Below are 14223 nucleotides of genomic sequence, written 5' to 3' on the forward strand. Positions count from 1 at the left end.
ATGCTGACCCGTACGGTTTTCAGGGACGTATAATTTTCAGGGAGATTGCGGACCGGCGGCCGCCAAAAACGGGAGTGGAATAAAGGAAAAGATGCTGTTTTTGTTGCAAAATTCGGTATGCCAGGTAGTTAGTGTTGATGGTTGCTGGTTTGGCTGGACTGGTTAGTAAACAAAAGGCCGGGAGAACGAACTGGAAAGGGTAAGAGTCGATAATAGGCAAAAAACGGCCATTGGTCGGGATAAGGTGGCAATTTGTCGATTCTACCGTGCGTTTTTAACGGTTGTGCCGTAAAATTGTCAAATAATTGACGCCCTTACACGTCCTGACATATTCTCAGTATATGCGTTGTTGGACGATCTTATACATATAGTCGTATACGATAGAAAAGATTATTAATAGAGATGGTAGTTGGACAACCTGGTTTCGCTGAAATCAGGTTGTTTTGTCATTTTCGGAGAAGCTTTCCAACCTGAAATTAGCACGTAAGCCTTAACATCTCATGAAATTACTCACGTTACGTCGAAGTGTGCCCGTTTTAATTCATATTCTGGCATGGGGGCTGCTGGGCTTTGCTCTGCTGGTGTACCAACCCCTGAACTGGGATATCACGGCACCCCCGCAGTTCTGGATTAAGCAAGGATTTTATTTTAGTCTGCTGGTCGGGTCCTTTTATTTAAATACCCAGTTACTGGTGCCTTATCTGCTCTTTCGCGACCAGACCAGTCTGTATATAACCTCCCTGTTTGTTACCGCCGTTTTTGTGGTGGTGGTACTTTTTCACGTTGATAACTGGCTTAATCTGCCGGAACTCATGCACCGGGCCTGGCACCCCGAGGGCGGCCCCCGAAAGCCCCGGAACGTCTGGGCATGGAGCCAGCCGATTCTGGTCACCACCTTTCTGATGCTCGGGATTGGAACCAGCATTGCGTCCGTGCAGAAGTGGCAGGAAGACGCCCGGCTTCGGCTGGATCTGGAACAGGCCCGGGTCAGTTCGGAATTGTCGTTTCTGAAAGCGCAGATCAACCCGCATTTCTTTTTCAACACGCTCAATAACATCTACGCCCTAACGCTTATCGACGGAGAAGCGTCGCGTGAGGCCCTGCACCGGCTGTCGCGGATGATGCGGTACGTGCTCTACGAAACCGGTAACGACACCACGATGCTGAGTAAGGAAATCGACTTTGTACAGGATTATATTCAACTCATGCAGCTTCGGCTGACGGACAAGGTAACCGTAACGCTCGAACAGCCCACGCCCCTGAAAGACGTACCGGTTGCACCGATGCTGCTGCTGCCATTTGTCGAGAATGCGTTCAAGCACGGGGTCAGCGCGATCATGCCCAGCCGGATTGTGATCAGCATTCACCAGGATGGAAGCCAGTTGGAAATGAAAGTGAGAAATACGATATTCCCCGAAAAAAATCAGTCACTCGAAGTCGGCAGTGGCATTGGGCTTACCAATACGCGTCGGCGGCTCGACCTGCTTTATCCCGAACGGTATCAGCTTTCGGTAATGGAGGATCAACCCGCCAATGAATACCTGGTACACCTGAATCTGAATCTCTCATGATATTAAACTGCATTGCGGTCGACGACGAACCGCTGGCCCTCGGGCTGGTGTGTGCGTTCATTGAAAAAACACCTTTTCTGAACCTGGCCGGGCGTTACAGCAGCGCCGTAGAGGCCTTACAAGGCTTGCACGATCACCCCATCGATCTTCTTTTTCTGGATATTCAGATGCCCGATCTAACGGGTATGGAACTCGCCCGCGTGATCGAGCGCAACCAGACCGGTCATACACCACGGGTTATTTTCACGACGGCCTATAACCATTTTGCGCTCGAAGGCTACAAAGTGGATGCGCTGGATTACCTGCTCAAACCGTTCAATTACGAAGAATTTCTGCGGGCCGCCAATAAGGCTAAAGCGTATTTTGAGCTGGTCAAGCGGCCTGCCCCTGCACTGACACCGACCGTCCCCGAACCGGAAGAAGAGTACTTATTTCTGAAAGTGGAATATCAACTGGTCCGGATAGCGTTCAACGACATTCTTTACATCGAAGGTCTGAAAGACTATGTGAAAGTTCATTTGCGGAAAGAACGGCCTGATGCCGTTCCCAAACCCATTCTGTCACTGACCAGTCTAAAGGCGCTGGAAGATAAACTTCCCGCCCGACGTTTCATGCGGGTACATCGATCTTTTATTGTCGCACTGGACAAAATTGAAGCCGTTACCCGGAATACCATCCAGATCGGACCGGCTATCATTCCGGTCAGCGATCAGCACAAAGACGCATTCAACCAATTTCTGAGCCGCTGGTCGTAGACTCCGCTGCGGCAACATGGCGCTCCAGGGTAGCTTCGACGCCCAGTGTCAGCAGGTTGCTGAGGTGATCGGCAACGGCATCACCAAAACCGCTCAGCACGCTCAGGTCGGTTTCCCAGAGTAAGGTGTCGGCGCAGAGCGTCTGGACGAAGTTCCGGACGGAAGAGGCATCGTGTACATCGACCTGTTGCCACAACTTATAAAAGTATTCGGCGTGGTCGTCGCGGATGGGATAGGTGATGATGCCGCCGGTGGGCGTTGTGGCTTCGCCCAGATACACGCCATCTTCCTCCCGAACGGCTTTCATAAACCGCAGATAAGCCGCAAATCCCAGGGCCATGCGCTGCGGGATTTGCTCATGCTGCTCCACAAACCGCTGGATGGTCGGGAGGTTGCGGGCCCGCATTTTAAGCGTTTCCTGAAGCGTAATGTTCAGCAGTAGGTGTTCGATGTACGGGTTACGGAAGCGGTCGAGAACGTCGGCGGCAAACTCCCGGACGGCCTCCGGATTCTCTTCCGGAATCATCCATTCGGGCAGGGTCGGTACAATTTCGTGCGTGATTACATCTTCCACAAACCGGCTCATCAGCGGGTGCTGCATCATTTCGTGGACGGTTTCCAGCCCGAGCAGATACGCCAGCGGAACGCTGATGGTGTGGCTGCCGTTGAGGACGCGCAGTTTGCGTTCGCGGTAAAAATTAATGTCTTCGTCGATGATGACACCCGGATCAGTTTTGGCAAAGGTCAGGACATTTTTAACGCGATCATCCCCTTCAATAGCCCACAGCCGATACGGTTCTGCCATGATCAGGAGCTTATCGCTGTAGCCTAGTTTCTGTTGCAGCTGAGCGTGCGTTTCGGTGTCGGGTTTGCCCGGTACAATGCGATCAACCAGCGAGTTACAGAAGCGAACGTGGTATTTCAGCCACTTCATAAACAGCTTGCCCAGTTCGTTGTGCAGGGCTATTTTCTCCACGATGTCACGCAGTTTCAGGCCGTTGTCGCTGATCAACTCGGTCGGGACAACCACCAGGCCCTTATTGCGTCCACCGCCAAAATTCTTGAACCGTTCGTACAGAAAAGCCGTCAGTTTGGCCGGGTAGGATTGGGGCGGATTCTGGAAAATGCTCTCTTCCACATACTGAATCCCAACCTCGGTGGTGTTGGAAATAATGACCTGCAACGACGGCTTTTTGGCGACATCCAGCACGGCTTTCCAGTCTTCCTGCGCCGAAATCACGCGGCTGATGGCCGACACCACCGTGTGTTTGTCCACCAATTGACCTTTCTGAAGGCCCCGACTGACCACTGTATACAAACCGTCCTGTTCCGCAAACTCGTCCGTTGCGCCACCGGTTGACTTCACAACCACGATACTGCCGTTGAATATACCCTGCTGATTGGCTTTATGAATCAGGTAGTCGGGCAATCCACGAAGCAAAACGCCCGTGCCGAATTGCAGCACGCGTTCCGGATGGATAGCAGCCGGATGGTTTGAACGGTTCAGTGATGTCATGAGATGATACGTTTCGCGGTGGTCTCGACGGAATTAAAATAGAATGTAATGTGTAAAAGTAAGGTTTAAACACATTGAGCGCAAACAACCTTAGGGAATGATAAAGTGGGAACGATGCGTTCTGAATTGATTTACACCGGGCTGCCCGGCTTTCATGATTCATCGTTCCGCCTTCATCACGTATTATTTGGCACGCAGGGACTCAATAATCGAAAGGACTTCCTTCGCTTTGGCCTCAATCTGGTCGAATTGCCGGTTACTCAAAATGTCTTTCGGGAACAACTGCGAACCCATGCCAACGGCAGTCACACCGGCTTTGAACCAGCTTCCGAGACTTTCCCGGGTGGGTTCAACGCCCCCCGTTACCATCACGCTGGTCCACGGCATGGGGCCTTTGATGGCCTTCACAAAACCGGGGCTGAGCGTATCGCCTGGAAAGATTTTTACGATTTCTGCGCCCAGTTCCTCAGCCGCCGAAATCTCGGTCAGCGTGGCGCAGCCGGGCATATAAGCCACCTTCCGGCGGTTGCAGGTGCGGGCAATGGACTCGTGAAACGACGGCCCCACGATGAAGTTCGCCCCCGACTGGATGTACAGCGCGGCAGTTCCGGATTCGACGAGCGTTCCGGCACCGAGGATCAGGTCCGGAAAGTCGCGGGCGGCTATTTTGACCAGTTCGCCGAAAATTTCGTGCGCGAAGTCACCCCGGTTGGTAAACTCGAACGCCCGAATGCCTGCCCGGTAACAAGCTCCCAGCACCTCGCGGCAAATTTCAGGGTCAGCATGATAAAAAACCGGGACCATCGGCACCCGCCGGATGGTTTCGTAAACCTCTAATCTTGAAAAACGAGACACCTCTTTTTTAGTTATGAGTTAAGAGTTAAGAGTTAAGAGTTAACGGATGTGTTCAACTCATAACTCATAACTCTTAACTCTTCATTCATAATCATCTTCTCAATCGTCCGGATTTATCCCCTTGCACCAGGGCTTCAACTTCCGGAACGGTAACCAGGTTGGCGTCGCCTTCGACGGTGTGTTTGAGCGCCGAAGCAGCCGCGCCAAATTCAACGGCGTATTGCGGATCGTCGGTGGCTAATAAACCGTAAATCAGTCCGGCCAGGTACGCATCGCCCCCGCCAATGCGGTCGATGATGTGTGTAATGTCGTACACTTCGGACGAATACATGGTGGTTCCGTCAAAGATCTTGGCCGTCAGCCGGTTGTGCGACGCACTGACCGACTCCCGTTCGGTATCCGTGAAATATTGGATGCGCGGAAACTTCTCCTGCATTCGGTGGCAGGCATCGTCGAACGTATCGGCTTCCACCCCGTAGAGTTCTTCGAAATTAGCCTGATTGCCCAGCACCAGATCGCAGCCAGCGGTTAAAGCGGGCAGGATTTCCTGCGGTGTCCGGCCATATTTCCACAGATTGCTCCGGAAATAGATATCGCCCGATACCTTGACGCTCAGCCGGTTGGCGGTCTGAATGGCGTCCAGCAGGCAGTCGGCAGCCTGTTGCGACAAAGCCGGCGTGATGCCCGACCAGTGGAACCAGTCGGCTCCGGTCAGAATGGCATCCCAGTCAAAGTCACCCGGTTGAATCAGCGAGAACGCCGAATCGTAGCGGTCGTAGATGATCTGGCTGGCGCGGCTGACGGCCCCCGTTTCCAGAAAGTACAGGCCAAGTCGCCCCGGTCCGTAGGTGATGCGGGAGGTATCGACCCCGTGGAACCGTAGCGTAGCGGCTGCGGCCCGGCCCAGCGCGTGATCCGGGAAACGGGTGACATGAACGGCCTCACAGCCAAAGTAAGCCAGCGAAACGGCCACGTTAGCTTCCGTGCCGCCATAGACCACATTCAGGGAATGCGCCTGATTGAACTTTGCAAAACCCGGCGGAGCCAGTCGCATCATGACCTCGCCGAACGTAACTATTTTTTTCAAGTATGGAATAAGTTGTTAATGGTTAGGTGGTTTTATGGCTAAAAATGGCTGGACGGCTATACGGTTTAAAGGACTCTATGGTAAGGATGTGCAGGAGGAACTATTATACCCTTGGATCATCCAACCATTTTTAACCAGCCTTGCCGTTTTCCTTGCCAGCTATCCAGCTTTGAACTAGTAATCCGTTAAACACCAATACTATCCAGTTCCTTTTTAGTCACCGGTTCCAGCGTGGGCGATAGCAGGTGAATAATGGCCAGTGCAATCAGGTAGGTCGAACTGGCAATTATAAACAGGGGCAGGTAGCCGAAACTGACCCGGATATTGCCCGCAACGGCCGCCAGCAGAATACCGCCCATCGCCCCAAACATACCCCCGATGCCCGTAACCGAAGCCACCGCACTTTTAGGAAACAAATCGGACGCGAATGTATAGATGTTGGCCGACCAGCCCTGGTGAGCCGCCGTTGCCAGAGAAATTAAGGCAATGGCTACGTAAATACTACTGGTTTGGGCCGCAAAAAAGATTGGCGTGACGCAAAGGGCGCAGATGAGCATGGTGATTTTCCGCGCCCGGTTGGCCGACCAGCCCAACTGGATAAACTTGGACGACAGCCACCCGAACAGAACGCTGCCGCCGTCGGAAACGATGTAAATAACCAGAAAAGGCAATCCGACGTTTTTCAGATCGAGCCGCTGGTCGAGCGATTCGCTGCTGTTGAAAAAATCGGGGAGCCAGCTTAGGTAAAACCACCAGATCGGATCGCACATAAACTTGCCGACGATAAACGCCCAGGTCTGCCGGAATCCCAGCAGACGCCACCACGATAGTTTTTCTTCCGGAATATCCTCTTCTTTATCCTGTTGGATGTAAGCCAGTTCGGCCCGGCTGACCTGCGGGTGCTCCTCCGGACGGCGGTAGATTTTCAGCCAGGCAATCAGAACCAGAAAACCCAGCAGGCCCGTTGCAATAAACGAAAACCGCCAGCCAAACTGGAGCGTGAGCCACGGAATCAGAGCCGCCGTAACAATGATGCCGACGTTGGTTCCGGCGTTAAAAAGTCCTGCGGCAAACGAGCGTTCTTTTTTAGGAAACCATTCCGCCACGGATTTAATCGCCGAGGGGAAATTGCCCGCTTCGCCGATGCCCAGCATGAACCGGACCATACTCAGCCCGCGCAGGGAACCGATAAAGGCATTCAGCACACCGGCAATGCTCCAGACCACGATGGAAATGGAAAAGCCGCGTTTGGTGCCAACCCGGTCGATGAGCCAGCCCGTCAGCAGAAAACCGAGCGCGTAGGCCACCTTGAAAACCGTATCGATGTAGCTGTACAGCACCTTAAACTGGTCCAGATCGCTCTCGGTCAGGGCTTCCTCGCCGGTTTTACCCATCATCTCCTGCCGGAATGTTTCGTCGATCATGGTAAACGAAAGCACCTGCCGATCGATGTAGTTGATCGTTGTCGCGAAAAACAGCAGCAGCACAATCCGCCAGCGATAATTTCCGGAAAGGTTGGGCATCCGACAAAAGGTTAGCAGGTCTAAAAGACAAAATCCAGCCAAACATACCGAAATGCCGCGAAAAAATAGTAGATCGCAGGGCCGCAAGGTAAAATGAGTAGAGCCGCCCGGACTCTTTCTTTTTCTAGCAACATTACCCACAAAAAAATGGCATTAGAACAAACCTGGAGATGGTTCGGCCCCGCCGACCCCGTAAGTCTGGCCGACATCCGACAAGCTGGCGCAACGGGTATCGTAACGGCTTTACACCATATTCCGAACGGGCAGGTGTGGTCCGTCGATGATATTACGACCCGCAAATCCCTGATTGAAGCCGGTGCGCCCGGTGAACACCGGCTGACGTGGTCGGTCGTGGAGAGCATTCCGGTACACGAAGCGATCAAAACCCGTACCGACGGCTTTCAGCAATACATCGAAAACTACAAGGAGTCGATTGTGAACCTGGGTCGGTGCGGCATCGACACGGTTTGCTACAATTTCATGCCGGTGCTCGACTGGACGCGTACCGATCTGGACTACCTGATGCCCGACGGTTCGACGGCTTTGCGCTTCGATGCGGCCGAATTTGCGGCATTTGAACTGTTTATCCTCAAACGCCCCGGTGCCGAGGAGCATTACTCGCCCGAGCAGCTCCGGAAAGCCCGTCATTGTTTCGAGTCGCTGGACGAAGAAGCCGCCCGACGCCTGCAACGGAACATTATTGCGGGCTTGCCGGGTTCCGAAGAAAGCTATACCGTAGAGCAGTTTCAGGAAACGCTGGATACCTATAAATACACCGGTGACAAGGAGTTACGCGAAAATCTCTACGCCTTTCTGCGCGAAATTGTGCCGGTTGCGCAGGATGCGGGTGTTCGGCTGGCGATTCACCCCGATGATCCGCCGTACCCGATTCTGGGTCTGCCCCGTGTGGTGAGTACGGAAGAAGACGCCCGAATGGTGCTGAATGCCGTTGATGTGAAGGCCAACGGACTGTGTTTCTGTACGGGTTCGTACGGGGTACGGCCCGACAACGACCTGGTGGGGATGGTGGACCGGCTGGGTTCGCGCATTCATTTCATTCACCTGCGGAGTACGAAACGGGATGAGGAAGGCAATTTTTACGAAGCCAACCACCTCGACGGCGACGTGGATATGTTTGGTGTCATGAGTGCGCTGATTGGCGAGCAACGCCGTCGGCAGGAGCGAGGACGCGACGATTTCCGGATGCCGTTCCGGCCCGATCACGGCCACAAAATGCTCGACGACCTGAATTCCGTCAAACGCACCAACCCCGGTTATACAGCCATCGGGCGGCTGCGCGGACTGGCCGAACTGCGCGGCTTGATGCTGGGTATTGAACGGGCCAGTCTGTAATTGATAGCGCTGGTTAACGTTTGGGAGGTAGGCAGGTTGCCCATACCGCTCAGACGTTAATCGGTATTGGATGCGGTGCCGACGGGTAAAAAGCCCGGATAAGAACCTTTTCTTTCAAACGAATCTACTACGATCATGCTGGTTGATCATCCGATAAAATCCTTTCTCGACGAAGACTTTCTGCTTCAGACCGATACCGCCCGGCGGCTCTACCACGATTACGCCAAGGCGATGCCTATTATTGACTACCACTGCCACCTGCCGCCCGATCAGATTGCTGCCGACAAACGGTTTGAGAACCTGACGCAGATCTGGCTCTACGGCGACCATTACAAATGGCGGGCCATGCGCACCAACGGCGTACCGGAACGGTATTGCACCGGCGATGCGTCGGATTACGAAAAGTTTGAAAAGTGGGCTGAAACCGTGCCGTACACAATGCGGAATCCGCTCTACCACTGGACGCACATGGAGTTGAAAAACCCGTTCGGCGTTGAAACGATTCTGAATAAAAACACCGCCCGGGAGGTCTACGACACGTGTACCGAACAACTCTCGGGCTTATCGACCCGCACCCTGCTGCGGCACTTCAACGTGCGGACGGTCTGCACCACCGACGACCCCACGGATTCGCTGGAGCACCACAAGAAAATTGCCGACGACGGTTTTGAAGTCAGGGTGCTGCCTACCTTCCGGCCCGACAAGGCAATGGCCATCGACGATGTTGCGGCTTTTCAGGCGTATGTGAATCGGGTGGGCGAAGTGTGCAACCAGGAGATCCGCACGCTTGATACGTACATGGACTGCCTCAAACAGCGCCACGACTACTTTGCCCAGGCCGGTTGCCGGTTGTCGGATCATGGTCTGGAAACCGTCTATGCCGAACCCTACACCGAATCGGAGGTGCGGGCCATCTTTGAAAAAACGCTTTCCAATGCGGTATTGAGCGAAACCGAGCGGTTGCAGTTCAAGTCGTACATGCTCGACCGGTTTGCCGAATGGGACTGGGAGAAGGGCTGGACGCAGCAGTTTCACCTGGGGGCTTTGCGGAACAACAACCAGCGGGCCCTACGGACGCTGGGGCCGGACACGGGTTGGGACAGCATCGGCGATTTTCAGCAGGCCCGTCCGCTGGCCCGTTTCCTGGGTGGACTCGACAACCGCGATCAGTTGGCAAAAACCATTCTGTACAACCTGAATCCCGCCGATAACGAAATCATGGCAACGATGATCGGGAATTTCAACGACGGGTCGGTGCCGGGCAAAATTCAGTTTGGCTCGGGCTGGTGGTTTCTCGATCAGAAAGACGGGATGGAGAAGCAGATCAACGCCCTGTCGAATATGGGATTATTGAGCCGATTTGTCGGGATGCTGACCGATTCACGCAGTTTTCTGTCGTACCCACGGCACGAATACTTCCGCCGGATTCTCTGCAATCTTTTTGGGAGAGACGTCGAAAACGGCGAACTGCCCAACGACATTGACTGGATTGGCAAGCTGGTGCAGGACATCTGCTACCGGAATGCGGAGGATTATTTTGGTTTTTAATAAGTCAGAGTCGGGCCTGTTCGGGCCCGACTCTGAATACGGTTATTTCCTGACAATCACACCGTCAGCGGTAAAGGCAATTGCTTTTTCGGGCTGGGTGATTTTCGTAATTTCTTCCTTGCTTTTACCGGCATCTTCGGCGTAGTGCCGCAGTTCGGCTACCGAAGTCGTTTTGGTTTCGGCGGTTCCTTCAAACACAACCTTCTTGCCGGCAATATCTTTCGGAACAAAGAAACCGTAGTCGCGGAACCGCACCAGCATGGTCTGGTTGTCGGCGGTTTTGACCCGCATCCAGCAGCCTTTCACCTGGCAAACCGACTCAACGGTACCTTCCACTTTGGTCGCCAGTTCTTTCTTATCGCCCATTTTGGCCGCCAGTTCGGTCGAAGGAATGGCGTTGTCGGCGGAGATTTTCCTGCCGTGGTAGCTGCTGTTATCCTGCGCCATTGCGCCGTAGGAGAGGCCGAGCGCAAGCGCCCAGATGGCTAAGTGCTTCATAATCTGATGCGGTTTTGGAAGTGGTCTACAACAAAAATAATAAAAAATCACTCTAGTACCTGCACCCAACCTTTGCATTTGGTGCCCCGCTGCGTTGTAATCAGGTAGTAATACAGGCCGTTGGGCGCGTCGGCTCCCCAGTTGTTGGGATAGTTGTCACTGGCGTAAATCTGTTTGCCCCAGCGGTTGAAAATTTCCAGTTTTGCACCCGTAAACCCGATGTTGAAAACGTCATTTTTGCCGTCGTTGTTGGACGTTACCACGTTGGGAACTTCGCTCATATTCTCAATATCAACCGGTAGATTGAGCGTCAGGCTGCACCCGTTTTTGTAGGTCGTCAGCGAAATCTGGTACTGCCCGGAATGCGCGTACTGGTAGCTGCCGGGTGTGTTGGCGCGCAGGGTGTCGCCGTTGCCCATCGCCCACTGGTAGTCGTCGGCCCCGTCGGTTTTATTGACCAGTTCCACCTTCGTTGGTTGCCCGCATTCCGAATTGAGCCGCACCTCGGCCACCGGGCGAAACCCATCGTCGGTTTTGATTGTCACCTTTTTCTCCGCCGAACAGCCGCTTTCGTTTGTCATCTTGACGGTATAGGTGGTAGTTTGGGTGGGGCTGACCACGGGGTTGTGTACCGTCGCACTGACCATGCCCTGAGTGGGCGACCACGCGTAGGTCTTTCCTCCGTCGGCCAGCAACTGCACCGGTTTTCCGGGACAAATGGTGGTGTCGTTGCTGACCTTGAAATTGGCCGGATACACCTTGATAACCTTCTGCGCTACATCAACCCGCTTGCAGGTCAGCTTGTTATAAGCCGACAGCGTGACGGTATATTCGCCCGGTTTATCGAAGGTATGGCTGACTTCCCCCGGACTGGAGGAGGTGCCGGTGCCGCCAAAATCCCAGGCATAGGTGATGCCGCCCTCGCTGGTATTAACAAAATTAAGCGTCAACGGGGTGCAGCCTTCTACCACATCTTTTTTGGTTCCTTCGTAGGCGTCAAAAGCGGCTTTCAGGTGGTCGATGTCAAATTTAAAGGCGGCATTGTTGCAGTTCGGGCTTTTGTTGGTTCGCGACCAGACCTGCGCTGTTGCCGGAAAATTGGTTCCTCCGCAGGCGCAGGCTGCGTGGTAGATCACCCCGCTTTTGTCGAACCGGCTGGTGCCGCCGTCCACGTGGTCACCGCGCCCCTGGGGATTCTGGCTGCCGAAGAAAGTCGCATACAGCAGCGATTTGCCGCCCTGTTCGAGCAGCGCCAGCCAGTAATTGTTGCCATCGGTGGTCTTGCGGTAGGCTTCCGCCGTGACGGGCAGGCCCCGCGTACTGCTGCTGCCGTTTGCGCTCCGGACGTTGACAATCCCGCCCCAGCCCGACAAGTACATGTTACCACACTCGTTGACCAGAAAAGCCGTCGGAGAAATATCCGGCAACGAGCGGCCCGAGCCAATGACGGTCGAAAAGATGGTTTTGGAAAGCGATGGGTTAAGGGCGTGAATAAACTGGCCGCTCCGGGCGTTCTGGTACACACTGTCCGAAACCGGGTACTGGCCCCGGGTCAGCCCAAAGACGTGCGGATTTTCCTGCGCATCGAGGTCAATCAGGTACGCTGCGTCTTCGGCGCTGGTACCCAGGTAGGTGCTGCGCTCAACCCGATTGCTCACGAATTTAACCAGAAAGCCGTCTTCCTGACCACCTAACAGCGGTTTGTAGGCACCGGCTGTTCCCGGTAAGTCGGCGCTGAGGGTGGTCCCAACGGCGTAGACCGCGCCCGAATCGCCGACCCGAAGCGCATAGGAAACATCGTAACCGGAGCCGCCGAAAAAGGTACTCCAGCGCAACTGGCTTAAATCCGGGCTCATTTGCAACAATACCGCATCCGCCGGTCCGAGAAGTTTTGTCTGTGAGGCATTGGCCGTGACCGGAAAATCGCCGGACATGGTGACGGTTGCGACGTACACATTGTCGTTTTTGTCGAGGATGATTTCGCCCCGCAGGTCGTCGCCGTAATTATAAATACCCAGGTGGAGATCGGCATAATTCAGTCCGTCGTTCCCCGAACCGCCGACATACGTACTGCCCTGTAGTGCCCGACCATCGGGACTTATTTTCGCCAGAAACAAATCGGTTCCGTTCCGGAAATAAATGGAACCGTAGAGGCTATTGGGGTCGGGTGCCTGGTTGCCGATGGGAATGTACGCCGATCCGCCCGCGAATTTCCGGTTGTAGGCCGAAGCGGTTGTTGGGAAATTAGTGGAGGAGGTAACGCCGTAAATCAGCAGTTCATTTTTGGAGTTGACAATCAGGCTATGGGGCGTCTCCCCGGTCGAACCGCCCAGGTAGGCCGCGTAGAGCAATTGTTTGCCGTCCGGGCTGAATTTCATAAGGGCTATGTCGATTTCGGCACCGTAGCGGGTTTGGAAGGCGCCCGTTGTCGGTACGAAACTGGTGCCGAAAACCGTCCCGGCGGTATACAGATTGCCTTCGTTGTCGTAGGTGGCGGTATGACCCCAGTTGTCGCTGACCGACCCCGAATACGTCGCGAAAATCAGCGTCGGGTCGATGGTAAGCGGTTGCTGCGTATCGTAGCTGTTTGGAAAATGGAAGGAAGCGGTTTGCCCATCCAGCAGCCATTGCGAAGCTACTTCCGTCGTTTTGCCGTTTTTTTCGGTAAATGAATACGGTTTTTCCTCCCGGAAAGGCAGCAGACTAGTTTGGATAATTAGCTGGCCGTTTTCCTGACGAACCGCCGTGGCCCCGTCATACCGCAGCCGAATCAGGGATGGGTCAGCGCCGGGCCGCACCAGAAATTCGTATTTGAGGGTTTGGTAATACGCAAACAGGCGCAGGTCGATACCCGGATAAATGTCGTGGTAAATGATTTCGCCAAAAGCCGGGACGGCGCTGGCCCAGCGGCTGGATTCGCTGCCCAAAAAGTAGTTGATATTTTCAGAAACGCGGTTTTTGCTTTCAATCCGGGCGGTTGGCAGGCTATTTTGCAGTTGCACGTCCACACCGTGGGCGCGAACCATCGGCTCGGAGCGGGTGGGTGGCGGGGCCGTTCGGGCGGCTGGCTGGCTGACCGGGCCGGAATGAATCCGGTCCAGAGACTCGGAATCGTAGAAAACGTAGTGCAGTGATTGCTTTTTCAGGAACAGAAAACCGCCCGGCAACTCGGCCCGGTACAGCACTTCCGGCGACCACTGACCTTTGTTCTGCACAAACCGCACGGCATTCGGTGCATCGGCGAAAGCCAGCCCGAACAACCCAGAAAGCAAAAAGAGGAAAGAAAACGTAATGGTTCGACGCATAGACCGGCAACACAAAGAGTGATCAAGATACCAGTTTCAGACGAGAGATTCCAGACCTGAGGCCAAAGACATTAAAACTTCTTTCGTCCCGGATCGGCTCTTGTTCTCTTACTTACCTATGACTCCATAACGGGGCAAAGAGTTGCAACCAGATAGCGGTGGAAGGGCGTTTTGGGCAGGGGCCGGTTTATGGGGCGGTATAGGAGCCTTCG

The 14223-nt window shown here is 54.2% G+C and carries 10 protein-coding genes; 4 read left to right on the forward strand and 6 right to left on the reverse strand.

Annotated features, from left to right (window positions below; all coding sequences use genetic code 11):
• Positions 1-500 precede the first annotated feature (500 nt).
• Both LX87_RS20210 and LX87_RS20215 read left to right on the forward strand, forming a co-directional pair.
• Positions 501-1571 carry a sensor histidine kinase gene (locus LX87_RS20210; RefSeq protein ID WP_111630088.1) on the forward strand — a complete coding sequence of 357 codons (1071 nt, stop codon included), beginning with the start codon at positions 501-503 and terminating at the stop codon, positions 1569-1571.
• The gene (locus tag LX87_RS20215; protein ID WP_111630089.1) at positions 1568-2326 is read left to right on the forward strand and encodes a LytR/AlgR family response regulator transcription factor; all 759 of its coding nucleotides are present in this window, start codon (positions 1568-1570) and stop codon (positions 2324-2326) included. The genes LX87_RS20210 and LX87_RS20215 overlap by 4 nt, the downstream gene beginning before the upstream one ends.
• On the opposite strand, the gene LX87_RS20220 is transcribed toward LX87_RS20215, so the two are convergent.
• From LX87_RS20220 to LX87_RS20235, 4 genes are all read right to left on the reverse strand, one after another.
• The gene (locus LX87_RS20220) at positions 2298-3842 is read right to left on the reverse strand and encodes a tagaturonate reductase (protein WP_111630090.1); all 1545 of its coding nucleotides are present in this window, start codon (positions 3840-3842) and stop codon (positions 2298-2300) included. The two genes, LX87_RS20215 and LX87_RS20220, sit on opposite strands and share 29 nt — an antisense overlap.
• Positions 3843-4025: 183 nt before the next feature.
• Positions 4026-4697, reverse strand: coding sequence for a bifunctional 4-hydroxy-2-oxoglutarate aldolase/2-dehydro-3-deoxy-phosphogluconate aldolase (locus LX87_RS20225; RefSeq protein WP_111630091.1), 672 nt, complete (start codon positions 4695-4697; stop codon positions 4026-4028).
• A gap of 91 nt (positions 4698-4788) precedes the next feature.
• Positions 4789-5784 (reverse strand): sugar kinase, encoded by a 996-nt coding sequence (locus LX87_RS20230; RefSeq protein ID WP_111630092.1) that lies wholly within the window; start codon positions 5782-5784, stop codon positions 4789-4791.
• A 185-nt stretch (positions 5785-5969) separates the two neighbouring features.
• Positions 5970-7307 carry an MFS transporter gene (locus LX87_RS20235; protein ID WP_111630093.1) on the reverse strand — a complete coding sequence of 446 codons (1338 nt, stop codon included), beginning with the start codon at positions 7305-7307 and terminating at the stop codon, positions 5970-5972.
• 147 nt (positions 7308-7454) lie between these two features.
• Between LX87_RS20235 and uxuA the strand changes: the two genes are divergently transcribed.
• Both uxuA and uxaC read left to right on the forward strand, forming a co-directional pair.
• The gene (gene uxuA, locus LX87_RS20240) at positions 7455-8660 is read left to right on the forward strand and encodes a mannonate dehydratase (RefSeq protein ID WP_111630094.1); all 1206 of its coding nucleotides are present in this window, start codon (positions 7455-7457) and stop codon (positions 8658-8660) included.
• Between the two features lie 135 nt (positions 8661-8795).
• The gene (uxaC, locus tag LX87_RS20245; protein ID WP_111630095.1) at positions 8796-10208 is read left to right on the forward strand and encodes a glucuronate isomerase; all 1413 of its coding nucleotides are present in this window, start codon (positions 8796-8798) and stop codon (positions 10206-10208) included.
• Between the two features lie 42 nt (positions 10209-10250).
• Here uxaC and LX87_RS20250 read toward each other — a convergent pair whose 3' ends face one another.
• Positions 10251-10706 carry a DUF4920 domain-containing protein gene (locus tag LX87_RS20250; protein ID WP_111630096.1) on the reverse strand — a complete coding sequence of 152 codons (456 nt, stop codon included), beginning with the start codon at positions 10704-10706 and terminating at the stop codon, positions 10251-10253.
• Positions 10707-10753: 47 nt separating this feature from the next.
• A complete protein-coding gene (locus LX87_RS20255) occupies positions 10754-14011 on the reverse strand; it encodes a DUF7948 domain-containing protein (RefSeq protein WP_111630097.1) in 3258 nt (1085 codons plus the stop codon).
• Positions 14012-14223: the final 212 nt, after the last annotated feature.

This window comes from Larkinella arboricola, assembly GCF_003259745.1.
GTDB classification, from domain to species: domain Bacteria; phylum Bacteroidota; class Bacteroidia; order Cytophagales; family Spirosomataceae; genus Larkinella; species Larkinella arboricola.

Coding starts and splice junctions, on each gene's coding strand:
- uxuA (WP_111630094.1), top strand. CDS start 7,455: ATGGCATTAGAACAAACCTGGAGATGGTTCGGCCCCGCCGACCCCGTA.
- LX87_RS20235 (WP_111630093.1), bottom strand. CDS start 7,307: ATGCCCAACCTTTCCGGAAATTATCGCTGGCGGATTGTGCTGCTGCTG.
- LX87_RS20250 (WP_111630096.1), bottom strand. CDS start 10,706: ATGAAGCACTTAGCCATCTGGGCGCTTGCGCTCGGCCTCTCCTACGGC.
- LX87_RS20220 (WP_111630090.1), bottom strand. CDS start 3,842: ATGACATCACTGAACCGTTCAAACCATCCGGCTGCTATCCATCCGGAA.
- uxaC (WP_111630095.1), top strand. CDS start 8,796: ATGCTGGTTGATCATCCGATAAAATCCTTTCTCGACGAAGACTTTCTG.
- LX87_RS20215 (WP_111630089.1), top strand. CDS start 1,568: ATGATATTAAACTGCATTGCGGTCGACGACGAACCGCTGGCCCTCGGG.
- LX87_RS20255 (WP_111630097.1), bottom strand. CDS start 14,011: ATGCGTCGAACCATTACGTTTTCTTTCCTCTTTTTGCTTTCTGGGTTG.
- LX87_RS20210 (WP_111630088.1), top strand. CDS start 501: ATGAAATTACTCACGTTACGTCGAAGTGTGCCCGTTTTAATTCATATT.